24 protein-coding genes and 1 tRNA gene are annotated in these 26367 nt (G+C 71.9%); 12 read left to right on the top strand and 13 right to left on the bottom strand.

Annotation, left to right across the window (positions count from 1 at the left end):
* Positions 1–92: 92 nt before the first annotated feature.
* Complete coding sequence (gene zapE, locus ACZ4SW_RS17625) at positions 93–1193, bottom strand: cell division protein ZapE (protein WP_468243682.1); 1101 nt, start codon at positions 1191–1193, stop codon at positions 93–95.
* 37 nt (positions 1194–1230) lie between these two features.
* On the opposite strand from zapE, the gene ACZ4SW_RS17620 reads away from it, so the two are divergent.
* The 4 genes from ACZ4SW_RS17620 (at position 1231) to msrB (ending at position 4630) form a co-directional block, all read left to right on the top strand.
* Complete coding sequence (locus ACZ4SW_RS17620; RefSeq protein ID WP_468243679.1) at positions 1231–2067, top strand: pyrimidine reductase family protein; 837 nt, start codon at positions 1231–1233, stop codon at positions 2065–2067.
* Between the two features lie 200 nt (positions 2068–2267).
* Entirely contained in the window at positions 2268–2741 is a 474-nt protein-coding gene (locus tag ACZ4SW_RS17615) for an indole-3-glycerol phosphate synthase (RefSeq protein ID WP_468243676.1), read from the top strand.
* 76 nt (positions 2742–2817) lie between these two features.
* A complete protein-coding gene (gene murC, locus ACZ4SW_RS17610; RefSeq protein WP_468243673.1) occupies positions 2818–4209 on the top strand; it encodes a UDP-N-acetylmuramate--L-alanine ligase in 1392 nt (463 codons plus the stop codon).
* A 13-nt stretch (positions 4210–4222) separates the two neighbouring features.
* Positions 4223–4630 carry a peptide-methionine (R)-S-oxide reductase MsrB gene (gene msrB, locus ACZ4SW_RS17605; RefSeq protein WP_468243670.1) on the top strand — a complete coding sequence of 136 codons (408 nt, stop codon included), beginning with the start codon at positions 4223–4225 and terminating at the stop codon, positions 4628–4630.
* Between the two features lie 249 nt (positions 4631–4879).
* Here the strand turns inward: msrB and ACZ4SW_RS17600 are convergent, their stop codons facing one another.
* The 6 genes from ACZ4SW_RS17600 to ACZ4SW_RS17575 all read right to left on the bottom strand — a co-directional run bounded on the left by ACZ4SW_RS17600 (position 4880) and on the right by ACZ4SW_RS17575 (position 10472).
* Positions 4880–6022, bottom strand: coding sequence for an LLM class flavin-dependent oxidoreductase (locus tag ACZ4SW_RS17600; protein ID WP_468243667.1), 1143 nt, complete (start codon positions 6020–6022; stop codon positions 4880–4882).
* Between the two features lie 32 nt (positions 6023–6054).
* Positions 6055–7239, bottom strand: a complete 1185-nt coding sequence (locus ACZ4SW_RS17595) for an SfnB family sulfur acquisition oxidoreductase (RefSeq protein ID WP_468243665.1) — start codon at positions 7237–7239, stop codon at positions 6055–6057.
* 5 nt (positions 7240–7244) lie between these two features.
* Positions 7245–7799, bottom strand: coding sequence for an NADPH-dependent FMN reductase (gene ssuE, locus ACZ4SW_RS17590; RefSeq protein ID WP_468243663.1), 555 nt, complete (start codon positions 7797–7799; stop codon positions 7245–7247).
* A gap of 52 nt (positions 7800–7851) precedes the next feature.
* A complete protein-coding gene (locus tag ACZ4SW_RS17585) occupies positions 7852–9069 on the bottom strand; it encodes an acyl-CoA dehydrogenase family protein (protein ID WP_468243660.1) in 1218 nt (405 codons plus the stop codon).
* 50 nt (positions 9070–9119) lie between these two features.
* On the bottom strand, positions 9120–10238 hold the full coding sequence (gene sfnG / locus ACZ4SW_RS17580) for a dimethylsulfone monooxygenase SfnG (protein WP_468243658.1): 1119 nt from the start codon (positions 10236–10238) through the stop codon (positions 9120–9122).
* Positions 10239–10394: 156 nt separating this feature from the next.
* Positions 10395–10472 (bottom strand): putative leader peptide, encoded by a 78-nt coding sequence (locus ACZ4SW_RS17575; protein WP_353962189.1) that lies wholly within the window; start codon positions 10470–10472, stop codon positions 10395–10397.
* A 142-nt stretch (positions 10473–10614) separates the two neighbouring features.
* Between ACZ4SW_RS17575 and ACZ4SW_RS17570 the strand changes: the two genes are divergently transcribed.
* Positions 10615–11562, top strand: coding sequence for a LysR family transcriptional regulator (locus tag ACZ4SW_RS17570; RefSeq protein ID WP_468243655.1), 948 nt, complete (start codon positions 10615–10617; stop codon positions 11560–11562).
* 228 nt (positions 11563–11790) lie between these two features.
* On the top strand, positions 11791–12531 hold the full coding sequence (locus ACZ4SW_RS17565) for a dienelactone hydrolase family protein (RefSeq protein ID WP_468243652.1): 741 nt from the start codon (positions 11791–11793) through the stop codon (positions 12529–12531).
* A 166-nt stretch (positions 12532–12697) separates the two neighbouring features.
* Here the strand turns inward: ACZ4SW_RS17565 and ACZ4SW_RS17560 are convergent, their stop codons facing one another.
* Positions 12698–13513 (bottom strand): class I SAM-dependent methyltransferase, encoded by an 816-nt coding sequence (locus tag ACZ4SW_RS17560; RefSeq protein ID WP_468243803.1) that lies wholly within the window; start codon positions 13511–13513, stop codon positions 12698–12700.
* Positions 13514–13724: 211 nt separating this feature from the next.
* Here ACZ4SW_RS17560 and ACZ4SW_RS17555 point away from each other — a divergent pair, with 211 nt between their 5' ends.
* Positions 13725–15962 (top strand): FG-GAP repeat domain-containing protein, encoded by a 2238-nt coding sequence (locus ACZ4SW_RS17555; RefSeq protein ID WP_468243650.1) that lies wholly within the window; start codon positions 13725–13727, stop codon positions 15960–15962.
* 16 nt (positions 15963–15978) lie between these two features.
* On the opposite strand, the gene ACZ4SW_RS17550 is transcribed toward ACZ4SW_RS17555, so the two are convergent.
* From ACZ4SW_RS17550 to ACZ4SW_RS17540, 3 genes are all read right to left on the bottom strand, one after another.
* Positions 15979–16096: transfer RNA gene (locus ACZ4SW_RS17550), tRNA-OTHER, on the bottom strand.
* 313 nt (positions 16097–16409) lie between these two features.
* The gene (locus ACZ4SW_RS17545) at positions 16410–17489 is read right to left on the bottom strand and encodes an MASE1 domain-containing protein (protein ID WP_468243647.1); all 1080 of its coding nucleotides are present in this window, start codon (positions 17487–17489) and stop codon (positions 16410–16412) included.
* Positions 17490–17576: 87 nt separating this feature from the next.
* Positions 17577–18899 (bottom strand): PP2C family protein-serine/threonine phosphatase, encoded by a 1323-nt coding sequence (locus ACZ4SW_RS17540; protein ID WP_468243645.1) that lies wholly within the window; start codon positions 18897–18899, stop codon positions 17577–17579.
* A 397-nt stretch (positions 18900–19296) separates the two neighbouring features.
* On the opposite strand from ACZ4SW_RS17540, the gene ACZ4SW_RS17535 reads away from it, so the two are divergent.
* The 5 genes from ACZ4SW_RS17535 to ACZ4SW_RS17515 all read left to right on the top strand — a co-directional run bounded on the left by ACZ4SW_RS17535 (position 19297) and on the right by ACZ4SW_RS17515 (position 24199).
* Positions 19297–20301, top strand: a complete 1005-nt coding sequence (locus ACZ4SW_RS17535) for a substrate-binding domain-containing protein (protein WP_468243642.1) — start codon at positions 19297–19299, stop codon at positions 20299–20301.
* A gap of 165 nt (positions 20302–20466) precedes the next feature.
* The gene (locus ACZ4SW_RS17530; RefSeq protein ID WP_468243640.1) at positions 20467–22836 is read left to right on the top strand and encodes a sensor histidine kinase; all 2370 of its coding nucleotides are present in this window, start codon (positions 20467–20469) and stop codon (positions 22834–22836) included.
* An 11-nt stretch (positions 22837–22847) separates the two neighbouring features.
* Complete coding sequence (locus ACZ4SW_RS17525) at positions 22848–23276, top strand: roadblock/LC7 domain-containing protein (protein ID WP_468243637.1); 429 nt, start codon at positions 22848–22850, stop codon at positions 23274–23276.
* Position 23277: 1 nt separating this feature from the next.
* Positions 23278–23634 carry a DUF742 domain-containing protein gene (locus tag ACZ4SW_RS17520; protein WP_468243635.1) on the top strand — a complete coding sequence of 119 codons (357 nt, stop codon included), beginning with the start codon at positions 23278–23280 and terminating at the stop codon, positions 23632–23634.
* The gene (locus tag ACZ4SW_RS17515) at positions 23621–24199 is read left to right on the top strand and encodes a GTP-binding protein (protein WP_468243632.1); all 579 of its coding nucleotides are present in this window, start codon (positions 23621–23623) and stop codon (positions 24197–24199) included. Before ACZ4SW_RS17520 ends, ACZ4SW_RS17515 begins: the two co-directional genes overlap by 14 nt.
* Positions 24200–24227: 28 nt before the next feature.
* Here the strand turns inward: ACZ4SW_RS17515 and ACZ4SW_RS17510 are convergent, their stop codons facing one another.
* Both ACZ4SW_RS17510 and ACZ4SW_RS17505 read right to left on the bottom strand, forming a co-directional pair.
* Positions 24228–25139 (bottom strand): polysaccharide deacetylase family protein, encoded by a 912-nt coding sequence (locus tag ACZ4SW_RS17510; protein ID WP_468243630.1) that lies wholly within the window; start codon positions 25137–25139, stop codon positions 24228–24230.
* A gap of 183 nt (positions 25140–25322) precedes the next feature.
* On the bottom strand, positions 25323–26330 hold the full coding sequence (locus ACZ4SW_RS17505; protein ID WP_468243628.1) for a cytochrome c oxidase assembly protein: 1008 nt from the start codon (positions 26328–26330) through the stop codon (positions 25323–25325).
* Between the last annotated feature and the right edge of the window lie 37 nt (positions 26331–26367).

The following is a 26367-nucleotide window of genomic DNA, read 5'->3' as shown; positions in this document are numbered from 1 at the left end:
AAGGAAAGCCCAAAAATGGAGGTGGGGGTGGCCTGAAGTCGCCGCTGGAGCACGTCTGTTTGAGACTGCTACGGGTGAACGGGCCTGTGGTGCTACTGCGTCCGAACGAGGCTAGCGGCGTCTCGTGCGAGCGCGGTGAGGCGGGAGATGGCGCGGAAGTACTTCTTCCGGTAGCCGCCGTTCAGCATCTCCTCGCTGAACAGCCTGTCGAACGGCAGTCCGGAGGCGAGCACGGGCACCTCGCGGTCGTAGAGCCGGTCCGCGAGCACGACCAGCCGCAGCGCCGTCGACTGGTCCGGCACCGGCCGCACGTCCGTCAGGCACACCGCCTTCACCCCGTCGGTCAGCGCGCCGTACCGGCTGGGGTGGACGCGCGCGAGGTGCTCGAGCAGTTGCGGGAAGGCGTCGAGCGAGGCGCCCTCGGTGGCGTACGCCGTCTTCGTCACCTGGGCGTCGGTGTACGGCGCCGGCGCCTCCGGCAGGCCGCGGTGGCGGTAGTCCTCGCCGTCGATGCGCAGCGTGCGGAAGTGGGCCGACAGGCCCTGGATCTCGCGCAGGAAGTCGGCCGCGGCGAAGCGGCCCTCGCCGAGCTTGCCCGGCAGGGTGTTGGAGGTGGCGGCGAGCGCCACGCCCGCCTCGACGAGCTTGCCGAGCAGGGTGGACACGAGCACGGTGTCGCCGGGGTCGTCGAGCTCGAACTCGTCGATGCACAGCAGGCGGTGGCCGGAGAGCGTCTGCACGGTCTGCTGGAAGCCGAGCGCGCCGACCAGGTTCGTCAGCTCCACGAAGGTGCCGAAGGCCTTGAGCGAGGGGTCGGCCGGGGTGGCGTGCCACAGGGAGGCGAGCAGGTGGGTCTTGCCGACGCCGTAGCCGCCGTCGAGGTAGACGCCGCGCGGGCCCGCGGGCGGCTTCGGGGCCCTGCTCCGGCCGAACCCGAGGAACCCCCGCCTGCCGGTGGCCGGCTCCCCGCCGAGCCCGGCCGCGAAGCCCTCGAGGACCCGGACGGCCTCGCTCTGACTGGGCTGGTTCGGGTCCGGGAGGTACGTCGAGAAGCGGACCGAGTCGAAGCGCGGCGGGGGCACCATCTCGGCGACCAGCCGGTCGGCGGGGACATGCGGCTCGCGTGCGCACAGGGACAGCGGAGCCGCGTCGGCTATCGGTTCGGTCCGGGAGGCGGCGGTGGAGGACGACACGCTTCCCCACTGTACGTGTCGTGCCACACTGCACGACATGCGACGCCTGTTCCCTGTGACCGACGAAACAGCGGCCCGGCCGGGTGCCCCGGCCCCGGAGACCGGGCAGGTGCCGGGCGCCGGCGCGGCGGACGGCTCCGTCGACCGCGAGTGGTCGCTGGAGGAGCTCGCCGCGGCGTACGCCTACCCGGAGCCCCCGCCCGGCGGCCGGCAGCCCTGGCTGCGCGCCAACATGGTCTCCACGCTGGACGGTGCCGCCCAGCACGAAGGGCGGTCCAACCCGATCTCCAGCGCCGCCGACATGCGGATCTTCGGCACGCTGCGGGCGCTCGCCGACGTGGTGGTCGTGGGTGCCGAAACGGTACGGCAGGAGGGGTACCGTCCGGCGCGCGAGCGTGAGGCGTTCGTGGCGATGCGCCGGGCGGCCGGACAGGGCCCGGTGCCCGCCATCGCCGTGGTCACCTCCAGCCTGGAGCTGGACTTCTCCTGGCCGCTGTTCACCTCGCCGCTGGTACCCACGCTGGTGCTCACCGGGGCCGCGGCGGCACCGGACCGGGTGGCGGCGGCCGAGAAGGCGGGCGCCCGGGTGGTGATCGCCGGGGACGGCATGGGCGTCGACCCGGTCCGCGCGGTGCGCGCCCTCGCGGACCTCGGGATGACCCGGCTGCTCACCGAGGGCGGTCCGCGCCTGCTGGGCCAGCTCGTCGTCTCCGGAGTGCTGGACGAGCTGTGCCTGACCGTCTCCCCGATGCTCACGGCGGGCGACGCGCAGCGGATCGCGGGGGGCCCCTCGCTCACGGTGCCCAGGCGCTTCGCGCTGGCGTCGTTGCTGGAGGAGGAGGGATTCCTCTTCGCGCGGTACCGCCGGAGCTGAGCGATCCGCGCGTACTGGCGTTTGTGCCGGAAACTCCCGATGTGCCGTGACGGTGCGGAATCACCCGTTCCGTGGAGTGTTCGGCGGGCACACTAGTTCTGGCGGATCCCGTGCCGGAGCCGGGGCAGGATGGTTTCCGCAGGGGCCGTCACGGCCCACCGGGAAAGGCCCGCGGTCCATGAAGGAGAAGGGCGCCTGTCGTGTTCACGAGCGTACTGATGATCGAGAAGGCCCTCACGTCCGCCGACGTGGAGTTCGTCACCACCTTGCACGGTGACGAGCCGGTCTCCTTCCACGTCCTGCTGCAGCCCCGCGGCGACCAGGCGGACCGCCTGCTGCGGGCCATCGACGACATCGCCCTGGGCGAGCTGGACGAGGCGGCGCACGAGCGGGAGACACCGGAGGGGAAGGACGCCGCCGAGCTGGGGCGGCAGGCCCTGGAGGTGTCGCTGACCGCGCTGCGCGCGGCGGGCAGCGAGGCAGAGGGGCGCCTCGTCGAGGACCACCCGCTGGACGCGCTCAAGGGGCTGGTCGGCGAGGTCGGCGCGGACGAGGTGATCGTGCTGACCGACCCGCACTACGTGGAGGAGTTCTTCCACCGCGACTGGGCGTCCAGGGCACGGCACAAGGTGGGGGTGCCGGTGCTGAAGCTGTTCTCGCACAGCAAGGCGTGAGCGTCACCGGGACTCCTCCGGGAAGCACTAGGGTGTGTCGCTGAACGTCCGCCGTACCAGCACCCAGGAGACACGCATGGCACCCGGCCTCCCCACCGCCATGGACCGACCGCACTTCATCGGCATCGGCGGCGCCGGGATGTCGGGCATCGCGAAGATCCTCGCGCAGCGCGGGGCCGGGGTGGCGGGCAGCGACGCCAAGGACTCGCCGACCGCCGAGGCCCTGCGCGCGCTGGGCGTGACGGTGCACATCGGGCACGCGGCCGGGCACCTCGCCGACGACGCGAGCTGTGTCGTCGTCTCCTCGGCGATCCGCGAGGACAACCCCGAGCTGGCCCGCGCCGCCGAGCTGGGCATCCCCGTGGTCCACCGCGCCGACGCGCTCGCGGCCCTGATGGAGGGCCTGCGGCCGATCGCGGTCGCGGGCACCCACGGCAAGACGACCACCACGTCGATGCTGGCGGTGTCCCTCACCGAGCTGGGCCTGAAGCCGTCGTACGCGATCGGTGGCGACCTGGACGTCCCCGGCTCCAACGCCCTGCACGGCGAGGGCGACATCTTCGTGGCGGAGGCGGACGAATCGGACCGCAGCTTCCACAAGTACGCCCCCGAGGTCGCCATCGTCCTCAACGTCGAACTCGACCACCACGCGAACTACGCGTCGATGGAGGAGGTCTACGAGTCCTTCCAGACCTTCGCGGGCCGGATCGTCCCCGGCGGCACGCTGGTGGTCTCGGCGGACCACGAGGGCGCGCGCGAACTGACGCGGCGGCTCGCCGGTTCGGTGCGGACGGTGACGTACGGCGAAGCCGTGGACGCCGACGTGCGCATCCTCTCGATCGTCCCGCAGGGCCTGAAGAGCCGGGTGACGGTGGACCTGGACGGCTCGGAGCTGACCTTCACGGTGTCCGTCCCCGGCCGCCACTACGCGGCCAACGCGGTCGCGGCCCTGGCGGCAGGCGTCGCGCTCGGCGTCCCGGCGGCGGAGCTGGCCCCGGCCCTGGCGGCGTACACGGGTGTCAAGCGCCGTCTGCAGCTCAAGGGCGAGGAGGCCGGGGTCCAGGTCGTCGACTCCTACGCGCACCACCCCACGGAGATGACGGCGGACCTGGAGGCGATGCGGTCGGCGGCCGGCGAGTCCCGCATCCTGGTCGTCTACCAGCCCCACCTGTTCTCCCGCACGCAGGAACTGGGCAAGGAGATGGGCCAGGCGCTGGCACTCGCGGACTCCTCCGTGGTCCTGGACATCTACCCGGCCCGCGAGGACCCGATCCCGGGCGTGACCAGCGAGCTGATCGTCGAGGCGGCGCGGGCGGCGGGCGCGGACGTGCAGGCCGTCCACGACAAGGCGCAGGTCCCGGCGATCGTCGCGGGAATGGCGAAGCCGGGAGATCTCGTTCTCACCATGGGAGCGGGTGACGTCACCGACCTCGGCCCGCGGATCCTGGACCGTCTCGCACACAGTTAAGGGGTTGGCCTTCATGTCGTACGACGTCGACAAGCCGGACGAGCAGTGGCGCGCGGAGCTGACCCCGGCGGAGTACGCGGTTCTGCGCCAGGCCGGCACGGAGCCCGCCTTCACCGGTGAGTACACCGACACCAAGACCAAGGGCGTGTACTCGTGCCGCGCCTGCGGCGCCGAGCTCTTCACATCCGACACGAAGTTCGAGTCCCACTGCGGCTGGCCGTCCTTCTACGACCCGAAGGACACCGACGCGGTGGAGCTCCTGGAGGACCGCTCGCACGGCATGGTGCGGACGGAGGTGCGGTGCGCCAGGTGCGGCTCTCATCTCGGACACGTGTTCGAGGGGGAGGGGTACCCGACGCCCACCGATCAGCGGTACTGCATCAACTCGATCTCGCTGCGGCTGCAGCCGACGGAGGACTGAGGCCCGCGCTTTCCGGCTGAGCGCCGTCCCCCGCGGCCACGAACCGGGCAAGCGATCGGCCACCTCGCCCCGGCCGGCCGGCAGCAGGCGGTGCAGGCTCCCGGCGTCCGACCACAGCCTCGACGGCCTCCGCACGGACGACGCCGCGGGCAGGAGGAGTCGCGGGGTCTCCGAGGCAGGCGGCCGCGGGCCCAGGACGCCTCGACTTCCGCCGGGTTACCGGCCGGCCCCGGGCATGCGCAGGAACGGTCAGCTCGCGAACGGCACCTGCGCCGTCTGCTCGGGCCGGGAGTCGTACGGGTGGTGCCACAGGCCCAGTGCGGCCAGCCGTGGCAGCACTCCCTCACCGAACCAGTACGCCTCCTCCAGGTGCGGGTAGCCGGACAGCACGAACTCGTCGATGCCGAGGGCGTGGTACTCCCGGATCCGTTCGACGATCTCGTCATGGCTGCCGACCAGGGCGGTGCCCGCGCCGCCCCGCACCAGGCCGATGCCGGCCCACAGGTTCGGGTGGATCTCCAGGCCCTCCCGGCTCCCTCCGTGCAAGGCGAGCATGCGCCGCTGTCCCTCCGACTCGCTGCGGGCCAGTCCGGCCTGCACCGACTGCACCGTCTGCGGGTCGAAGCCCGCCAGCAGGCGGTCCGCCTCGGCCCATGCCTGTCCGGAGGTGTCGCGGGTGATGACGTGCAGGCGGATGCCGAAGCGGACGGTACGGCCCTCCTGCGCGGCCAGCGCCCGGATCCAGGTGATCTTCTCGGCGACCTGGGCGGGCGGCTCACCCCAGGTGAGGTACACGTCGGCGTGCCGTGCGGCGACTTCGCCCGCCACGGGGGACGAGCCGCCGAAGTACACCTCGGGCACCGGGTCGGGCACCCGGGCGAGCTTCGCCTCCTCCACCCGGAGGTGTTCCCCCGCCAGGTCGACGGTCTTTCCGTCCCACAACTCCCGCACGATGTGGAGGAATTCACCGGTACGGCGGTAGCGGGCGTCCTTGTCGAGGAAGTCGCCGTAGGCGCGCTGCTCGTGGCCCTCGCCGCCCGTGACGACGTTGAGCAGGAGCCGTCCGCCGGTCTGCCGCTGGAAAGTGGCGGCCATCTGCGCGGCGAGGGTGGGCGAGACGAGGCCGGGGCGGAAGGCGACCAGGAACTTCAGGCGCTCGCTCTGCTGGGAGACCATGGCCGTGGTCAGCCACGCGTCCTCGCACCAGGCACCGGTCGGGGTGAGCGCACCCGCGAACCCCAGGTCCTCGGCTGCGCGGGCGATCTGGCTCAGGTAGGCCACGGTCGGCGGCCGGTCCCGTCCGGACGGGGTGGCCGGGGTTCCGTGGCCGCCGCCGACGACATGGCGGCTGTCTCCGTTGGTCGGAAGGAACCAGTGGAAGGTGAGGGACACGTGAGGTCTCCGATCTGATGGTCCGCTGCCCGTCAGAGCAGGCCGTGGCGCGGTGGCCGGGTGCCGCTCAGCACGTATCCGCCGATGTGCTGGAGCTTCCAGCGGGCCGGGTCGTGCAGCGTGTGGGTGCGGGCGTCACGCCAGTGGCGATGGAGGTTGAGGGAGTTGAGCGCGGAACGGGTGCCGGCCACCTCGAACAGGGCGCCGGTCACCTCGACCGCGACGTGTGCCGCGTGTGCCTTGGCGGCGGCCACGGCGATCGACGCCTCGGCCGCCGAGTCGTCGGTGAGGTCGGCGCGCGCCGCGTCCACCGTGCGGGCCGCCTCGCGGAGCAGCGCCTCGGACGCCCGCAACTGTACGGCGAGTTCACCGAACCGCTGGATCAGCAGCGGGTCCTCGGCAGCCGTCTCGGCGCCGCTCTCGAACCACGGGCGGCTTTTGGTGCGGACGAACTCGGCGGCTTCGGCCAGGGCGCCCCCGGCGATTCCCGCGTCGATGGCCGCGTGCAGCAACTGTGCGACCGCGCCGTGGAGTTGGGGTCCCCGGAAGGTGAGGTGGTGGGGCAGGACATGCTCGGCCGGGACGGGCACGGCGTCGAGCCGCACGGTGCCGCTGGCCGTGGTGCGCTGACCCATTCCGTCCCAGTCGTCGACCACGGAGAGGCCGGGGGCGTCCCGGGGGACGTACGCCACGTGCAGGTTCTCGTCCTCGGCGCGGGCGAGGACCGGGATCCAGTCGGCGAACAGCGCACCGGTGGCGTAGTGCTTGACGCCGGTGAGGACGTAGGAGCAGTCGGAGCGCGGTTCGAGGCGGGTACGGATGTCCTGGACGTGTTTGGTGCCCGCCTCGGACTGGGCGTTGCCGAAGCGGCGTCCGGCGAGCACCTCGGCGAAGAAGAACCTTCGCTGCTTCTCGCTGCCCTGACGGCGTACCACGTTGACGTAGACGAAGTGGCTCTGCGGGATCTGGGCGAGGCTGCCGTCGGCCGAGGCCAGCAGCCGGAAGATCTCGGCGAGGGTGAGCGTGCTGACGTCTGCACCGCCGTGCTCGGCGGGGACGGTGACGGCGAGGAGCCCCGACGCGGACAGTTTGTCCACCTCCGCCCACGGGAGCCTGCGTTCGGCGTCGCGTACGCAGGCCCCGGCGCGGAACTCCTCGGCCAGGGCGGCGGCGACGGCGAGGGCCTCGGCGTCGTCGGCGATCACGTGCGCGGACATGGTGCTCAGCCTGCCGCGGCCAGGACCGGGCTGCGGCGCAGTGCCGCCGAGAACTGGTCGACCACCTGGGTGAGTGACCGGGCAGCACTCGCCGCGACGGCGAGGGAGCCGTCGTCCTGCACGGTGATGTCCTTGTCGAGGGTGAACCAGCCCTGCACTATGTGGGCCGCGCCCATGGAGCTGAGGACCGGGCGGAGCGCGTAGTCGATGGCCAGGACATGGGCCGTCGATCCGCCGGTGGCCAGCGGCAGCACGGTTTTGCCTGTGAGGGCGTACTGCGGGAGCAGGTCGAGGAGTGCCTTGAGGACACCGGAGTACGACGCCTTGTAGACGGGGGTGCCGATGACGACGCCGTCCGCGCGGGCGAACAGTTCGGTGGCCGCCACGATGGCGGGGTGCCGGAAGTCGGCGCCGAGCAGGGCCTCGGCGGGGATGGTGCGGACGTCCAGCGGGATCACTGCGTGGCCTTGTGCGAGGAGCCGCTCGTCGAGGTGGCGGAGCAGGCGGTTGGTGCGGGAGGAGGCGGAAGGGCTGCCGGAGACGGACAGGACGGTGGCCATGGGTCCTCTTTCTGGGGCAGGGGCGCCCACACGGTGGGCCCCCCGGGAAGGGTCAGGAGTACCAGGTGGGCTCGGGCAGTGCGCCTTCGAGGACCCAGCGGCCGACCTCACGGCGCTTGTAGGCGACGGGGTCGTGCAGGGTGTGGGTGCGCACGTTGCGCCAGAAGCGGTCCAGGCTCTCGGCGGTGGTGGTGGACCGGGCGCCGGTCACCTCGAAGATGCGGCTGGTGATCTCCAGGGCGACCTCGGTGGCACGGGCCTTGACGGCCGCCACGCGCACCTCGAACTCGCCGCGGGCCTGCTCGGTGACCGCGTCGGGGTCGTCGTGCAGCTTCTGTCCCTCGGCGGCGACGGCGTCGGCGAGCGCCTCGGCTGCCCAGAGCTTCGCGGTGAGGTCACCGTAGGTGTCGATGACGTGGGGCTCGTCGACCGCGCGCTCGTGGCCGCCGTGCAGCCATGGCCGGGTCCTGCTCCGGGTGTAGGTGGCCGCCGTCTCCAGCGCGCCGCCGGCGATGCCCAGGTAGAAGCTGACGAAGACGAGCTGGATGGTGGGCACGTTGAGGGTGTTGTAGGTGCGCGGCTGGAACTGCTTGTCGACATAGCCGGCCGCCGAGGACCACGGTGCGCGGACGCCGTCGAGGGTGACGCTCCCGCTCTCGGTGAGCCGCTGGCCGATGTTGTCCCAGTCGTCGTGGAAGGTCAGGCCCTCGCTGTCGGAGGGCACGATCGCGAAGACATGCTGGTCGGTACCGTCCAGGACGCCTTCGAGGACGGTGACGTCGGAGACCTTGCTGCCGGTGGAGAAGGTCTTGCCGCCGGTGAAGACCAGGTCGTCGCCGTCCTCGGTGACGACGACGTCCTTGTCGCGCGGGTTGACGGCCCCGCCGAAGAACCAGCGGTTGCGCGCGGCCTCGGCCTCGACGTGCTCCCACTGCTCGCGGGTGCCGACCAGGCGGGCGGCCCAGTTCCACAGGTAGTGGTAGCCGAGGAGCTGGCCGATGGAGCCGTCGGCCTTGGCGACCTCGCGTACGACGCGGTAGGCGGTGGTCCAGTCCTGCCCGGCGCCGCCGTGCTCGACGGGGCCGAGCAGGGTGACCAGGCCGGAGTCCTTGAGAAGCTGCACCTCGGCGTACGGGGTGGCACCGGCGCGGTCGCGTGCGGCGGCGTCGGTGGCGAGGACCGCCGCGACCTCGGCGGCGCGTGCGATCCAGTCCTGGGCGGTCGTCGGGGCGGGGCGGGTCTGCCATGCGATGGCCGTGGTGGCGCTCATACGGGTGACCTCTTTCGCGGTGCGGAGCGGTGTGGGAGGCAGAGGTGCGGTCAGGCGGGCGCGGGGGCGGAGTGGGGCTCGTCCTCGGGAAGCTGTGCTTCCAGTTGCCGTACGAGAGGCAGCACGCGCTTGCCGAAGTACGCGACCTCCTCGTGGTAGTGCAGAAAGCCGAGGAGAAGGAGGTCCACGCCGAGCCTGCGGTAGGCGACGATGCGCTCGGCGATCTGCTCGGGAGTGCCGATCAGTCCCGTGCGGAAGCCGTCGTTGTACTGGACCAGGTCCTCGAAGGTCGAGTCCTGCCACATGCCCTTGCCGTCGGCGGTGGACCGGCCCGCCTGCTTCACGGCCGCCCCGAAGCCCTCGACGGCGTCGGAGTCGGCCTTGGCGACGATCTCCCGGAGCGTGTCGCGGGCCTCGGCCTCGGTGTCGCGGGCGATGAGGAAGCCGTTGAGGCCGAACCTGGGTGGCGTGCGGCCCGCTCGGTCCGCCGCCGCGCGTACGTCGTCGATCTGCTCGACGACTCCGTCGAAGTCCCTGCCGTTGGAGAAGTACCAGTCGGAGACCCGGCCGGCCATCTGCCGGGCGGCGGTGGAGTTGCCGCCCTGGAAGATCTCCGGGTGCGGGCGCTCAGGGGTGTTGAGCGGCTTGGGCTTGAGGGAGAAGTCACGCAGCCGGTAGAAGTCACCGGCGAGTTCGGTGTGGTCCTCGGTCCAGATCTGGCGCAGGGCGCGGATGAACTCCTCGGAGCGGCGGTAGCGTTCGTCGTGCTCCAGCCAGGGCTCGCCGAGGGCGGTGAACTCGTCCTTGAACCAACCGCTGACGACATTGACCGCGAAACGGCCGCCGGACAGGTGATCGGCGGTGGCGCCGAGTTTGGCGAGGACGCCCGGGTGCCACAGGCCGGGGTGGACCGCGGCGATGACCTTCAGGCGCTCGGTGGCGAGGAGCAGGGCGAGGCTGAAGCTGGTCGACTCGTGCTGGAACTCGGCACCGTAGCTGGCCATGTAACGGACCTGGCTGAGCGCGTACTCGAAGCCGTTGTCCTCTGCGAGGACGGCGAGTTCTCGGTTGTAGTCGTACCCCCAGTCCGTGCGCTGCTCGATCGTGCTGGTGACCAGTCCCCCGCTGACATTGGGGACCCAGTAGGCGAATTTGACGGGCGCGGGCATGCGGAACTCCTGTTGCGGAATGCATGGTTTTCAGAAACGCCGCATCCCGGAAATGGGAGGGCGTGGCAGCGCACGGTTCGGGCGGCGCTGTGAAAACGTGGCAGTGGCCTGTGCGGCGACAGCCGTGGCGTGGAGAAGTGCGGCGGATCGCGTGGATCAGGCCGCTGAGCAACAGGAGGCGCTGGAGACGCGCGCGAGGTCGACATGGCGTCGCCGCGTGAGGTCCAGTCGCATCTTCATGGCGTCGATCGTGGCAGTCGCCGCTCGGGACAGTCAAGGGAAATCCGACCGGTTTCGTATCGCGGACCACCGAATTTCACGAAGGTGTGACAGGGAAACCCTTGAACCGGTCCCAGGGCGCGGGAATTCTGCTGCCGTGCGGACAGAACAGCTGGAATACATCGCCGCAGTGACGCGTCTCGGCTCGCTGCGCCGCGCCGCGGAGGAACTGCGCCTGTCCCAGCCCGCGTTGAGCGAAACCGTCAGGAACCTGGAACGCGAACTGGGAGTCGATCTGCTGGAACGCAAACGCACCGGGGCGACGATGAGCGCGGAGGGCCGGGAGCTGCTGCCGCACATCGTCGGCGTACTGGAGGCGGTGGACCGGCTGCGGGCCGCGGCGGGCGAGCAGCACCGCATCAGCCGCATGGTGCGGGTGGGTACGGTCAATGCGGCTACCGTGCCGCTGCTCATTCCGGTGGTGCGCGCCTTCCGTGCCGCGCATCCCGTCACGCAGGTGGAGGTGGTCGCCGCGCAGCAGACGGACATCCACCGGGCCCTGGTGGAGGGCGGTTTCGACCTCGGCCTGGTGAACCACCTGGAGGGCGACGACGTGCCGGCCGCCCTGGAGTCGACTCGACTGCTGCACGGGCTGCCGGTGGTGTGCGTACGGCCGGACAGCCCGCTCGCGTCCCGGGTCGCGGTGAGCGTGGACGACCTGCTGACCCAGCCCCTGATCGCGATGCGCTCCGGTTATGTCATGAACCGCTATGTGCACCGGCTCCTGAACGGCCGCGCCCCGTCCTTCTCGTACTCCACGGACGGGGCGGAGATGGGCAAGCTGATGGTCGCGGAGGGACTCGGGGCCACTGTGCTGCCGGACTTCAGCGTCATCGGGGATCCGCTGGAACGGCTCGGCGCCATCACGTACCGGCCGCTGGCGGGCGCTCCGACCCGGGTGCTGCTGATGCTGCAAGGGCGCAGGGCCGAGTCCGTGCCGCAGGCGGCGCGTGACCTGCGGGAGACGTTCGTGCGCCGGGCCGGGGAGCTGGGCGGGACGCTGAGCTCGTCGCCGAACCAGGGGGCAGATGTGGCGACTGACTGAGTGCCGGTGGCGGTGCCGGTGCCGTGGCGGTGGTGTTCGGCCACAGGACCTCCGCAAAAACCCGTTGGCGGAACCACGGCAGCCACTGCTACGTTTCCGGACGCCGTGCAAGAGAGCGAGGAGGTGGTACCCGTGAACGTATCGACATGGGTGCTCCCCTCCGGGGTCACGGTCGGGCGATAGGTCGTCCGGGAGCGCCGTTCCATGGCACTCCCGAAAGGCACGACCATGCACTTCACTTCTGAACGGCGTCTGGACGACGCTGTCTTCGAGCGCGATTTCACCCTGGGCGACATCCCCGGCATCCTGTGGACGCCCGGATCCGCATCCGCGTCCGCACCGGCGCCGCTGATCCTGCTCAGCCCCCCTCCTCTCGGGCTGCGCAAGACGTACCCCCGACTGCTGGCCCGAGCCCGGCACTCCGCGGCGGACGGCTTCGCCACGGCCGCCATCGAGCTCCCCGGAAGCGGCGACCGGCCCCGTTGGCCCGCCGCCGAGCAGGCCCTCGCCGACCTGCGCCGGGCCATGGAGGCCGGCGAGCCGGTCGGCGACGAGATCATCGACGCCCTCATCCTCCCCCTGGTCGACAAGGCGGTCCCGGAATGGCGGGCCACTCTGGACGCCCTCCTGTCACTGCCCGAGATCGGCGGCCCGGTCGGCTACTCGGGGGGAGTGATCTCCATCGGGACCCGGCTGGCGGTGATCGAGCCGCGCATCTCGGCCGCTGTTCTGTTCGCCGGGAGTTTCGTCCCTCGCGTCATGTTCGAGGAGGCCCGCCAGGTCACCATTCCCCTGCACGTCCTGCTGCAGTGGGACGACGAGGGGAACGACCGGCAGGCGGCCCTGGACCTGTTCGACGCCTTCGGCTCCAGGGAGAAGACGCTGCACGCCAATATGGGCGGGCACACCGGCGTCCCGCAGTTCGCGGCGGACGCCGCGGCCCAGTTCTTCACCCGGCACCTGAAGTGACGCCGGGCCGTCAGGCCACCAGCAGACGGTAGCCGTGCCGGCCAGGATGCCGATCGTCCAGGGGCAGGTCCCGGCCCTCCTCGGCTCCCCACACCGCGGTCCCCTGCCAGACGCCTGGCAGGGGACCGTGCTGCCCAATGGATCACCCAGGGAACCGGGAGGCGCTCTACCGGCGGACCGCCGAGATCAGTCCGCCGGGGCGCTCCTCGCGCTGCGGCGGGGTGCTGATCGGGCGGCCGTAGGCGGCAGCGCGCTCGCGCAGGGTGTGGCACTCGGCCTCCCAGCCGTGCCCGGCCAGCCAGCCCACCGGGTCGTCGGGCATCTCCGAAACCCACAGGGACGCCGCCGATCCCGGCACGGCGTCCGCGCCGAACCGCTCGATCACGCCGCGCGAGCCCAACGTCAGCCCCATCCGACTGCCGGGCGCCGACTGCGCGCCGATCCGGGCCAGCAGCAACTCCACCGCGTCCTCGGGCAGATAGATCAGCAGTCCCTCGGCGATCCACACGGTCGGCACGGCCGGGTCGTGCCCTGCGGCGGCCAGCGCGGCCGGCCAGTCCTCACGCAGGTCCACCGCGACGGTGATCCGCTCGCAGCGTGCGACGGCCCGCTCCTGGCGCAGCACCGATGCCTTGAAGTCCAGTGGCGCGGCGGTGTCGACCTCGAACAGCCGGGTGCCCTCGGGCCAGTCCATCCGGAAGGCCCGGCTGTCCATGCCGGCGCCGAGCAGCACGACCTGCCGGACCCCGGACGCGGAGGCCTGCTGCAACAGGTCGTCGAGGAACTTCGTCCTGATGACGATGGAGAACGACACGGCCAGCCGACGGCGTCGCGCGGCCTCGTCATCGGGCAGCGGCGGCGAGGAGGGCCACAGGCCGCCGGCGGCGGCGAAGGCCTGTGCCAGTGGGTCGCGGAACAGCGGGTTCTCCCGCTCGGTCTCCAGCGCCCGCACCCTGGCCACCCCCACCGCCGTGGCCCACACTCCCGACGGCTGCACCCGCTGCTGCTCACCAGTCACCGCACCAGCCTAGGTGATCGGTTCCTCCCGCAGAGGAGGCTTGCCCTGGGCGCCCGGTCCGCCCGTTGTCCCAGAAAAAGTTAAGAGTTTCTTACAACCACCGTCCCCCTTCCCAGGTCTGATCGAGCGGCACGCACGGATGTGCGTGCCGCTCGGCTCATCAGGAAGGACTTCCTTGGCTTCCCCACGTACCACCCGACGCCGTCTCGGCGCCTCCGTCGCCACCGTTCTCGCCGTGACGGTCGGTGCCGGTGTCCTGGCCTCGCCCGGGGCCGTGGCCGCTCCCGCCGCCGTGACCGGGGCCACCGCCGCCGCCACCGGCGAGGCGAATCTGCCCCTCGGTGCCGAAATCGTCAGCACCGGCGACACCGGATACCTCACGTCCCGGACGGACGACTCCGGCAACAAGGTCCTGGAGTGGCACAAGTACGCCGACGGCTCGGTGCTGCCGATCAGCACGGGCACCACGGGCTACGACAGCAACTCCGACTTCGTCGTGACCAGCGACGGCGGCAGCATGGTCTTCCTGCGGGACATGAGGGAAGGCGCCACCTGGTCCGCGTCCTACGACCTCGCGTCCGAGTTCAAGCCCGGCGCGAAGCTCGTCGGCGTCGTCGGCGACAACCTTTTCGTGAAGGTCCCGACAGGCAGCGGGGGCTACAACGAGCTGTGGCAGCTCACCCAGGTCGACGGGGTCACCAAGAAGACGAAGCGCTCGTCCAACTCCTACAGCATGGACTTCAAGGTCGTCGCCTCCACCAGCAGCGTCATGCTCGTCCTGAGCAGCAACCGGGTCTTCCCGAACTCGACGACCTTCTCCACCGAGTACTGGGAGACGCGCACGACCGTCGACAGCGACGCGACGATCGAGTCGGGCAGCAGGCGGAACATCCCCCAGTGGACCCAGGCCTCGACGGGCGCCTACACCGCCGACTACGAGGCGTGGGTCGACTACCGGTCCGGGGTCACCGAACTCGTCGTGGACGGGACGTACGTCCACCAGAGGTTCGCCATGGACAGCTCCATGAGCGGCGCCGTCATCGTCGGCATCACCAGGGACACGCTGCTCTACGGGCTCCCGGGCAAGGCCGGCGACGAGACGCAGAGCCCGCTGTACGCCCGGAGCGTCACCGACTCCACCGCCGCGCCGTACAAACTCCTGGAGGACTTCTCCAGCGTGGCCCACGCGCCGGACGGCGGCCTGCTCGTGCGCGGCACAACGGCCGACGCCGACGGGCTGTTCCGGATCTGGGAGGGGAACGACGGCCTCCCGAGCGCCACGCTCGTGGCGGACACGGGCCGGGTCATGCCCGTCAGGGTGACCGAGTCGAAGGTCCCCACCGCGGTGAGCCTGGAGAAGCCGGGCACCACGGTCCCCATGGAGTGGACCCTGTCCCGCGCGAACGCCACCGTGGACCTCACGCTCACGCACACGGCCACCGGCAAGAAGCTCACCAAGCGCCTGTCCCAGCCGGTCTCCGACAGCCGCTTCGCCTTCGCCTGGGACGGCGTCCTGGAGGGCATCAGCGCCCCGAACGGCGCCTACACCTGGCAGATCACCGCCACCCCGACCGACGGCGTCGGCGCCCCGGCGACCGCCCAGGGGAGCTTCCAGGTCTCGCGCCAGGCCAACCCGCACGACTTCGACGACAACGGTTCGACGGACGTCCTCGCGCGGGACGCCTCGGGTGTGCTGTGGCGGGACGACCTCTTCGACTGGCCGTCGGGCAGCCAGGTGACCACGGCCAAGCGGACGAGGGTCGGTACCGGTTGGCAGATCTACAACCAGATCCAGGCCGTGGGGAACCTCGCCGGCACCTCGACGGGTGACCTCGTCGCCCGCGACACCTCGGGCGTCCTCTGGATGTACCTGGGCAAGGGCGACGGCACTTTCGCGAGCCGCCTCAAGATCGGCACCGGCTGGCAGATCTACAAGAAGATCACCGGTGGCAGCGACCTCACCGGAGACGGCCGATCCGACCTCCTGGCCACCGACGCCTCCGGCGTCCTGTGGCTCTACAAGGGCACCGGCAGCTCGTCCGCCCCCTTCGCGAGCCGCGTCAAGATCGGCACCGGCTGGCAGATCTACAACCAGATCACCGCCGTCGGCAACATCGCGGGCACCACGGCCGGCGACCTCGTCGCCCGTGACACCTCGGGCGTCCTCTGGCTCTACCAGGGCAACGGCACCGGCGGCTTCAGCCCCCGCGTCAGGATCGGTTCCGGCTGGAACGCCTTCTCCCACCTCGTCGGCGCCGGCGACGTCACCGCCGACGGCCGCCCCGACCTGATCGCCTACGGTCCGAACGGCACGTACGTCTACCGCTCGACCGGCTCGACGACGGCCGTGTTCAGCCGGCTGACGACCAACCTCTACGCGGGCGAGGGCACCAAGTTCAACACCATCGCCTAGTTCAGGCGCGGCTGCGGGCGCCGACGGGATTCGAACCCGTGGACGAGGACGGACAGGCCCGCCCGGGCCTCATCAGTCGTCGTGCGGAGGGCCTTCCGCACGACGACTGCAATGGGCCGCTCTGCCACGGCGCCGCAGCCTGCCGGGACCGCGCGATCCCGGTTCCCAGACCATAGAGCCCTCAGCGCGGTGATCCCACCCGGTTTTTCCGTGCACGCCAGGGGTGTGCACGGTCGACCGCGCGGAAGGCAGTGGGTCGTGCGGGAGCGGGCTGTGCCGGCGCTGAGTCTTCATGCGGCGCGGCCACCGATGCCTGCTCGGCGAGCGTGGTCGGCCGCAGCTCCAGCTCGTCCGAGGTGGGGAGGCGAGGCGCGTCGTCGGCGTTCCGGGTGGCCACGGTCGACCGGTCCGGTTTCGGCTTTCGGGTGGCACGCGACCGGCTCGCGGTCAAGGGGAGCGGGGGCGGTGGGCGCGGCGGTGCCCCCCTTCGGGGTCGGCCGCGGAAGGGATGTCGTGGTCGTGGGGGTGGCCGGTGTCCTCGTCGTGGTCGTGCTCGCTCTCGGGCCGCGTCGTGTTCGGCGTCTCCTCGTGGGTGATTCTCGCGACCATGCCGGCGAGCTGGCGGCATGCCTGCTCGATTTCCTTCCGGTTCTGCCGGTGCTCGCTGATCGTCGCGCTGAGCAGCAGCGCCGTCAGCGCGACCGAGCCGTTGAACGCCTGCAGCGTGATCATGGCGATGAGCAGGTCGTGCCCGGCGAACGGGCCCGTTCGCCGGGCCGCGGCGAGGATGGCGAACGTCGACACCGCCAGTGCGCAGGGAGCGGCCGCGGCCCGCTGGAAGCGGAAGGCCGCCCAGATCAGCACCGGCAGCCCGAGGAAGAGCAGCGGTACGCGACTGGCCTCGAGGAACCCGACGCCGATGGTGGTCGCCAGGAGCAGCCAGCCCTCCGCCCACCGGGACAGCGGCACGTCCCTCGGCCGGTGTGCGGAGCGCAGGACCAGCAGGACCGGCGTGACCAGCAGCACCCCCATCGCGTCGCCGGTCCACCACACCGACCACGTCGGCCAGAACGCGCCGGTGGACAGCGCACCGGCCAGGAGCAGGGTGCAGCAGCCCACCGTGGCGCTGACCAGCATGCCGGTGAAGGCCCCGAGAAACACCAGCGCCAGCGCGTCCCGCAGCCGGTCCATCTCGGTGCGGAACCCGGCGCGGCGCAGCAGTGCGTAGGAGCACAGGGGCGCGAGCGTGTTCCCGGCCGCGATCGCGAGGACGGCGGGGACCGAGGGTCCGAGAGAGATGTTGATCAGGAACGCGCCGAGTGTGATCCCCGGCCACACCCGGGGCCCGAAGAACAGCAGCCCGGCGAGCGCGATCCCGGTCGGCGGCCACAGCGGGGTGACCTGGCCGCGCACCAGTTGCTGGAGCAGCCCCAGCCTGCCCGAGGCGTAGTACAGCGCGGCGATGACGCAGATCTCCAGGGCGGTCACGCCACCGCGCCGGAGCCTTTCCTGCCGCGCGACGGACATCGGGAGTCTCCCCATCGGCTCGGACCCCGTACTCCATGGTCCGTCGGCCGCTCGGAATCCACCAAGCGGGGCGCAGGCCCTGCGGGGTCAGGGGGCGGGCGGGGCGCGCAGGGCGAGGATGGCCATGTCGTCGTGGCCGTCGCTCGGGCCGCGGTCGGCGAGGGTCCGGACGAAGTCCTCCAGGGGCAGTCCGGCGTGGGCGGTGGCGAGATCGGCGAGTTGGTCCAGACACGCGTCGATCGGGTGGCTGGGGTGTTCGACCAGGCCGTCGGTGAACAGCACGACGGTGCTGCCCGGGGGCAGGGGGTGGACATGGTCGGGGCGGGCCTGCTCGGTGTCGACCCCGAGGGGCAGCCCGGGTTCGGCGAACAGGTACTCCGCTCTTCGGCCGGGAGCGATGACCAGGGGCGGGACGTGGCCCGCGGCGCTCCAGTGCAGCCGCCACCCCTGCCCGTCGGGTTCGATGCGCGTCAGGCTCGTGGTGGTGACGGGGGTCTGGGTGATGCCCTGGAGGGTGCGGTCGAGCTGGGCGAGGATCGCACTCGGCGGAGTGCACCGGTCGAAGAGCAGGGCGCGCAGCATGTTGCGGGTGGAGGCCATGGCGGCCGCGGCCTCCAGATCGTGGCCCACCACGTCGCCGATGACGGCCGCCACCGCGCCGTCGGGCAGCAGGATGGCGTCGTACCAGTCGCCGCCGAGCCGGCTGGGTTCGGCGGCGGGCCGGTAGATGGCGGCGGCGGTGAACGGCCGCAGATCGGGCAGGGCCGGCAGCAGAAGCCGCTGGAACTGCTCGGACGCGGTGCGCACCTGCTCGAACAGGCGGACGTTCTCGATCGCGATGCCGGCGGCGCCGGCCAGGGCGACGACGATGTTCTCGTCGTGGACGTCGAAGGGCCGTCCGTCGCGCCGCTCGGACAGGTACAGGTCGCCGTAGATCGCGCCGCGCACGCTGATGGCCACGCCGAGCAGGGAGTGCAGGTGGGGGTGGCCCGGCGGAAAGCCGACGGAGGACGGATGCGAGCGGATGTCGTCGACGCGCAGGGGTGCGGGGTGGCTGATCAGCTCCCCGAGGACGCCCCGGCCCTCGGGGAGGCCGACCTCGGCCAGGGCCGCGTACTCCTGCTCGGACAGGCCGACGGGGATGAACTCCGTCAGGGACTGCCCGGACTCGTCGAGCACTCCGAGCGCCCCGTAGCGGGCGCCCACCAGGTCCATGGCCGTGGTGACGATGCGGTTCAGCACCCCGGGCAGCTCCACCTCCCGGCTGATGGCCACCACGGCGTCCAGCAGGCCCTGCAACCGGTCCATGGCCGCGAGCAGGCCGCGCAACTGCTCGTCGATCCGGCCCAGCTCGTCGCGCAGCAGCAACCGCAGGTCACGGGGGCTCGACTGGCGTGGGTGCCGTGTCATGACGGACGCCCTTGCGGCCACTCACGCGGACGGTACACCCCGGCCTCCTGGCACGACCGTGATCGGGGCGACGACATGGCACAACGCAATGGTGCTTATCGCCCTTATTAGGGCAAAAGCTACAGGCAGTCGTCCTCGCCGGGAAGGCCCCGCCGCGGAAGCCGCCGTCGGCCGAGGGCCGCCGGGCGCGGGTGTCGGGGCCCCGGCGTCGCGGAGATCATCACAATGCGGCAGCAACAGCCGATTACCGGGGGTCGCTCACTTGACCACGGGCGGTCACCCGCGATTGGCTCCGGCTCAGCGCGAGCCGCCGAGCCGGTACGCCCCCGGCTCGCTGCGCTGTTCCCGTACGACCGCCGGCCTCCGGCTCGGCCGCACAGCGAGGTGCCGCACCCCCATGAAGACCCCTCCCTCTCCGCGCAGGTCCCGCAGAACCCCGCTCGGCACCGTCCTGACCGCCGCTGTCGCCGCCTGCCTGCTGCTGGCCGGCTGCTCCGGTTCCGGCGGTTCCGGCTCCGACGCCAAGGCGTCCGGCCCCGGCCGGCTCAAGGTCGCCCTGGTCACCCACGGAGACAAGGGCGACGCCTTCTGGCAACTGGTGCGCAAGGGTGCCGAGGCGGCCGCGGCCAAGGACGGCGCCGAGTTGACGTACGCGAGTGACCCGGACCCCGCCGGGCAGGCCGAGTTGGTGCGTGACGCCGTCAAGGACCGGGTCGACGGCATCGCGCTGACGCTGGCCAAGCCGGACGCGATGAAGGGGGCGATCGCCGACGCCAGGGCGGCGGGCATACCGGTCGTCGGGCTCAACTCCGGCATCGACGCCTGGCGTTCGGAGGACGTCCTGGAGTACTTCGGCCAGGACGAGAGCGTCGCGGGCCGCGCCGTCGGCGACAAGCTGGACGACCTGCGCGCCAAGCACGCCCTCTGCGTCATCCACGAGCGCGGCAACGTCGCCCTGGAGGCGCGCTGCGCGGGAGTGAAGAAGGCCTTCGGCGGCCAGACCGACCTGCTCTACGTGGACGGCACCGACACGGACGCGGTGACCGGCGCCATCGCCGCCCAGTTGCGGCAGGACCCGACCATCGACGAAGTGGTCACGCTGGGCGCACAGTTCGCGCTCGCCGCGGTCAAGTCCGTGCAGCAGGCGGGCAGCAAGGCGCGGGTCGCCACCTTCGACCTCAACACCGACCTGGTCAAGGCCGTGCAGAACGGGGACGTGCAGTTCGCCGTGGACCAGCAACCGTATCTGCAGGGCTATCTCGCCGTGGACGCGCTGTGGCTGTACAAGACCAACGGCAACGTCAGCGGCGGCGGCACCGCCCCGGTGCTCACCGGTCCCGCGTTCGTGACGAAGGCGAACATCGCCTCGGTGGCGAAGTTCGCGGCCGGCGGCACCCGTTGAGCGCACACCTCGACCCGGGACCCGCCAAAACGATTCCGTCGCCGTCGGTGCGCGAGCTCACACGTACGGATAACATCCTGCGCACCCCCTGTGCCGCACCGGACACGCACTCACCCCCCGCGTCCGTCCCCCTCCCGCAATCCCCCGTACCGCTCTAGGACGACGATGTCTCGACGGACACCGACACCCACCCGGCGCCGTCTCGGCTCCATACGCCTCTCCCTGATCCTGCTGGCCCTGGTCCCCAGCGTCACGCTCGCCGCCGTCTGGGCCGTGACGACGACCCAGATGTTCTCGGAGGGGCTGCGGCTGCGCGCACAGACGGGGCTGAGCAGGTCCACCGGCGCCATGGGCACCGAAGCGGCGCTCGCCCTGCAGCGGGAGCGGCAGCTTTCCGCGGCATGGCTGGCCTCCCCGCACGGCTCCCGGGCCGCCCTGGACGCGCAGCGCAGGGCGACGGACGCGGCGGTGGCGCAGCTCACCGGGCAGGCCGACGCCATCAAGCGGGCCCCCTCCCGCATCAAGGACCCGATGTACTCCGTCGTCGCGTCGGTGGGCAGCCTGGAGTACTACCGCGGCCAGGTGGACCGTCCCACCGACATCACCGCCCAGCAGGCGCTGGACCAGTACACCGCGATCATCGGCCGGCAGATCCAGGCCTTCCAGGAGCTGTCCCAGGTCGACGACGGAGACCTCACCTCGCAGGCCGGTCCGCTGGTCGCGCTGGAGCACGCCGCGGAGCTGGCCTCCCAGGAGGACGCGGAGCTCACCCTGGCCTGGCCGTCGCGTCACATGGACGACGCGTCCTGGGACCGGCTCATGCAACTGGTCCACGCCCGCCGCTGGCTCGTCGAGGACCAGATCCTGCCCTCGCTCCAGGGCAGCATGAAGACACAGACCGAACGGATCCTGCAGTCGGCCGAGTGGGGGACCCTGCAGAACGTCGAGGACCAGGTGCTCGCGGCCCGGCCGGCGCCCGGCGGCCGCGGGGTCGTGCTGCCGGATGCCCGGCAGCGGTGGAGCACGGCGATGAACACGCTCGCCGACCGGTACTCGGCGCTGATCCGGGAACAGACTGCGGACCTGCTCGACCGCAGCGCCGCCACCTCGCACGGCCTGCTGATCAAGGCCGGCTCGCTGAGCGCGGGAGGGCTCGCCGCCCTCCTGCTGTGCGTCGGCATGTCCTGGCGGATCACCCGCTCCCTGTCCCGGCGGCTGCGCGGGCTCCGGCTCGCCACGCTCTCGCTGGCCGAGGAGCGGCTGCCCGACGTGGTGGCCCGCCTCGAGCGGGGCGAGAAGGTCGACGTGGAGTCCGCGACACCGCCGCTCGACTACGGACGCGACGAACTGGGCCAGGTCGCCCAGGCGTTCAACACCGCCCAGCGCACCGCCGTCCACACCGCCGTCGAACTCGCCGAGACCCGGCGCGGCTTCCAGAAGGTGATCCTCGGCATCGCCCGGCAGAGCCAGAACCTGGTCAACCTGCAGCTCACCAAGCTGGACGCGCTGGAGAGACAGCACCAGGACCCGGACGTCCTCAAGGGGCTGTACGAACTGGACTCCACCGCCAGCCAGTTGCGCCGCTACGAGGAGAACCTCGTCATCATCAGCGGCGAGCAGCCCCGGCGCACCTGGACCGAACCGGTCGCGCTGATCGACATCCTGCGCAGCGCCGTCGGCGAGGTCGCCGAGTACCAGCGGGTGGAGGTGCACACCGACGAGGACCTGTACGTGTCCCCGCCCGCGGTGGCCGACGTCATCCACCTGCTGGCCGAACTCATCGACAACGCGACCGTGTACTCGCCCGCCCCGAGCCCCGTCCAGGTGCGGGCCACGCTGGTCGCCAAGGGCCTCGCCATCGAGATCGAGGACCGTGGACTCGGCCTGCCCGAGGAGGACTACGCCCAGCTCAACGCCCAGTTGGCGGTGGCGCCGCAGTTCGACGTGGTGGCTCTCGCCGACGACCTCCGGCTCGGCATGTTCGTGATCGCGCGCCTCGCCACCCGGCACGGCATCGCCGTGACGCTGCGCCCCTCGCCGTACGGCGGGACCACGGCGATCGTGCTGGTCCCGCACGACATCGTGGTGCGCGAGGCCCCCGACTCCCCACGGGCACCTGACGCGGAGCCCGCCCGGCAGCCCCGGTCCGCCCGCCCGGCCCGCACCACCGGGGCCGCTCCCGCCGCCGGCGCCCGGCACCCGGAGCCCACCCGCAGCGAAGGCACGGGGCACCCCCGTGGAGCCGCGCGGTCCCATGAGGCCGCTCTCGCGGGCGGGCTTCCCCCGCTGCCGCGCCGGGTGCCGCAGACCAGCCTGGTCGCCGAACTGCTGGAGGACGCCCCGCCCGGCGAGGAGGACGGCGTGCTGGACGAGTTCACCGCGGAACGCGCCGCCTCCTCACTCGCCGGCTTCCAGCGCGGCACGCTCCGGGCGCGTGACGACGACGCGCAGGGGCAGAACGAACTGGACCAGCCCGCCGTACCGGACACGTCCGGTGCCGCCCCACCGTCCACACCGCTCGCCGACCGCTCGTGAAGGACACCGACATGACACGCTCCACCCCTGCCACGCACAGCCAGCTCGACCAGTTGCTCACCGGACTCGTGGACCGGGTCGCCGGCGTCGCCCACGCGGTGGTGCTCTCCGAGGACGGACTGGTCGTCAGCCACTCCACCGGTTTCGTCCGCGACGACGCCGAACGCCTCGCGGCGACCGCGTCCGGCCTGATGAGCCTCAGCAGGGGCGTCAGCATGGACTTCCGCGGCGGTCCCGTGCGTCAGGCGCTCATCGAGATGGCCCACAGCTACCTGATCCTCACCCAGGCCGGGCCCGGCGCCCATCTCGCCGTCCTCACCGGCCCGGGCGCCGACGTGGGTGTCGTGGCGTACCAGATGAACATGCTGGTGAAGAAGATCGGCGAGCACCTGAGTGCCGCCCCGCGCGCGGGTGTCGGCGCCTCGGACAGCGGCGAGTGAGGTGAGCGGAGGCGACGCGGCGGGCCGGCTGGTCAGGCCGTTCACGCTGACCGGCGGACGGACCCGGCCCAGCCGCGCCGACTTCACCCTCATCACCACGGTGACGGCGGTGGAGCCGCCGCCGGCGTGGGCGCCCCGGCTCCAGCCCGAGCACGCGCGGATCCTGAAGCGGTGCGCCGAGCCGATCGCCGTGGCGGAGCTCGCCGCCCTTCTCGACCTGCCGGTGAGTGTGGTCGTGATCATGCTGTGCGATCTGCTGGAGGCGGGCCGGATCACGATCCGCCCGCCGCACCCCGTTTCCCGCACTCCGGACCTTCAACTGCTGCAGAAAGTGAGGGACGGCCTTGGCCGGCTCTGACACCGCCACCGGTCCGGCGTCGGCCCCGGACACGGTGAAGATCCTGATCGCCGGGGGCTTCGGCGTCGGCAAGACCACCATGGTCGGGTCGGTCAGCGAGATCGTCCCGCTGCGCACCGAGGAACCCCTGACCATGGCCGGTCTGGGCGTCGACGACCTCGTCGGCATCGAGGAGAAGCGCGCCACCACCGTGGCCCTGGACTTCGGCCGCATCACGATCGGCCGGGACCTCGTGCTGTATCTCTTCGGCACGCCCGGTCAGCAGCGGTTCTGGTTCATGTGGAACGACCTGGCGATCGGCGCACTCGGCGCCGTCGTCCTGATCGACGTCCGCCGCCCGGAGTCCAGCTTCGCCGCCATCGACTTCTTCGAACGCCGCGGCATCCCCTTCGTCGTCGCCGTCAACGGCTTCTACGGGCGGCACCCGTACCCGCCCGAGGAGATCCGGGACGCCCTGGCCCTGCCCGAGCACGTCCAGGTGCTGCTGTGCGACGCCCGCGAGCGCGAGTCGTGCCGGGACGTCCTGATCGCCCTGATCGACCAGTTGATCGCCTCGGTGGTGTGAGGGGGCGCCTTCGGGACCCGACGCCCCGTCAGGCCGACGCGTCCGACAGGCGGACGAAGGTGTGACCGCGCGCCAGGAGCCGCGGTACGGCGGCGGCGATGCCCCGGGCGGTGCCGCCCTCGGGGTGGTTCATGTGGCAGATGACGATGGAGCCGCCGGGCGCCGCCGCGACGGTGGTGCGCACCTGCTCGGGGGTGAAGGTGGCGCCGCCGTCACCGTTGACGGAGAAGCTCGCGAAGCGTTCCCCGAGGTCGGTGACGATCCGCGCGGCGACGTCGTCGCAGTACGCGGTGCCGGACCGGAAGAAGCGCGGCGGGGCGCCCAGCAGCCGGGTCAGCTCGGCCCGGTTGCCGGCGATCTCGTCGTACACCTCTCCGGCGTCGCGGGTGCCCGGGATGCCGTACGCGGAGCGCCCGGTGACCGACAGCGGACGGTGCCGGGTGCCGTGGTTGGCGATCTCGAACAGCGGCTCGGCGGCCAGCTTGCGGAAGAGGGCCGGGTTGGCGTCGATCCAGCGGGAGTTGATGAAGAGGGTCGCCGGTACCTCCCGCCTGCGCAGGAAGTCGATCAGCGCCTTGTCGTAGCCGCTGCCGCCCGGGCCGCCGCAGGCGTCGAAGGTCAGCGCGATCTCCCGTGCCCCGTCCGGCAGCGCGTGCACCACCCCGGGCGCCCGGAAGCCCCAGGTGTGCGGGACGGCGTGTCCGTAACGGGCCACGATCTCGGCGCGGGTGACCGCAGGAGCCGTCGCCGAGGGCGCGGCGGACGTCGGGGCGGCCGTGGCGTTCGGTGCGGCCGCCGCGGGCGGGCCGGACGTGGGCGGGCGGGACGTGGGCCGGCCGGACGTGGGCGTCCCGCCGCCCGTCGCGCTCCCCGGGCCCGCGCATCCGGCGAGCACGCTTCCGGCCATGGCGGCCAGCACGGCCCGGCGACCGGTCCTCATCCACACTCCCACCTGGTCGAAAGGGCGGCCGCTGACGGGTGCCGCACCACCGCAACGGTACGGGGCGGAAGATCCACGACCGGGAAGGCACCGGTAAGGGTTCGCCAACAATCCGGTCGTGTCGCCCGATGGCCGGACGGCGGCGGCGCGCCCCGGGCGGCCGTGCGGGCGTCGCCCCGGACGTCAGTTCCGCTGCCGGCGGATGCGCTGGGCCACCTCGTTGTCCTCGGTCTCCCACCACGGGCGTACGCGGTCCTCGTCGGCGGTCTGCCCGGGGGCGGGGGCGGCGGGGACCAGCTCCGTCTCCAGGCGGCGGTCCAGCGCGACGGTCTGGGCGCGTTCGGCGCGCGCCCACTGCACCAGGATCGCGAGCAGGAAGGGCAGCGCCACCAGCTCCGCGATGCTGATCATCGCTCCCCCGCCGAGCTGCTGGTCGTGGCGCACGTCCGGATCCCACGGCGGGGCGTGGTGCAGGTACCACGCCCCGGCGATCAGCGTGCCGTGGGTCATCACCACGATCCCCGGTACGGCGTCGACGATCCCGTCGAGGAACACCAGCGCCGCGCGCACCGGGTGGGTGCACCAGGCGGGCAGCGCCCCCTCGTGGGTGAGGACCGGCACGACGAACAGGGTCCCGGCGAGCAGCAGGTGCAGATACATCAGCTCGTGCAGCCAGCCGAGGCGCAGCGCGGTCGCGAAGTACGGGGTGAAGTACACCGTCAGTTCGGTGGCGAGCACCAGGGCCGTGCTGACCAGAGGGAAGGTGAGCAGCCGCACCACCCGTCCGGTCATCGCCCGCCGCACGCGCCCCGCGCCCCGCTCGGGCAGCGCGCGGACCGCCAGGTGCAGCGGGTCGCCCAGCGCCAGGCCGAGCGGCGCGATCAGGTCGAGCAGGACGTTCTGCACCGCGGCGGGCCAGAACAGCGTGCGGTCGTAGACCGCGAGCGCGGACATCGTCGCCACGACGAGCGTGCCGAGGCCGAGCAGCGCGAAGGTCGCGGTACGGGCCGTCGGCCAGTGGTCGCCCCGGCGCCTGAGCGTGAACACGCCCCAGCCGTACAGCGTGGCGAGGAGGAGGACGAGGAGGAGCGCCGGGACGTCGAGGTGCCACGAGGACAGCAGCCGTCCCGTGGTGAGCTCCGGCAGGCTCGCCGTCGTCACGGCCGTCTCGTTCAGCGGCATGCCGGTCATGTTCTCCCTCGCCTGCCGAATTGCGCAAACCGGCAAG

It is taken from the genome of Streptomyces sp. NPDC028331 (genome assembly GCF_055565775.1).
The sequence above is the reverse complement of the archived record's forward strand: the minus strand, read 5'-3'. Positions and strand labels throughout refer to the sequence as shown.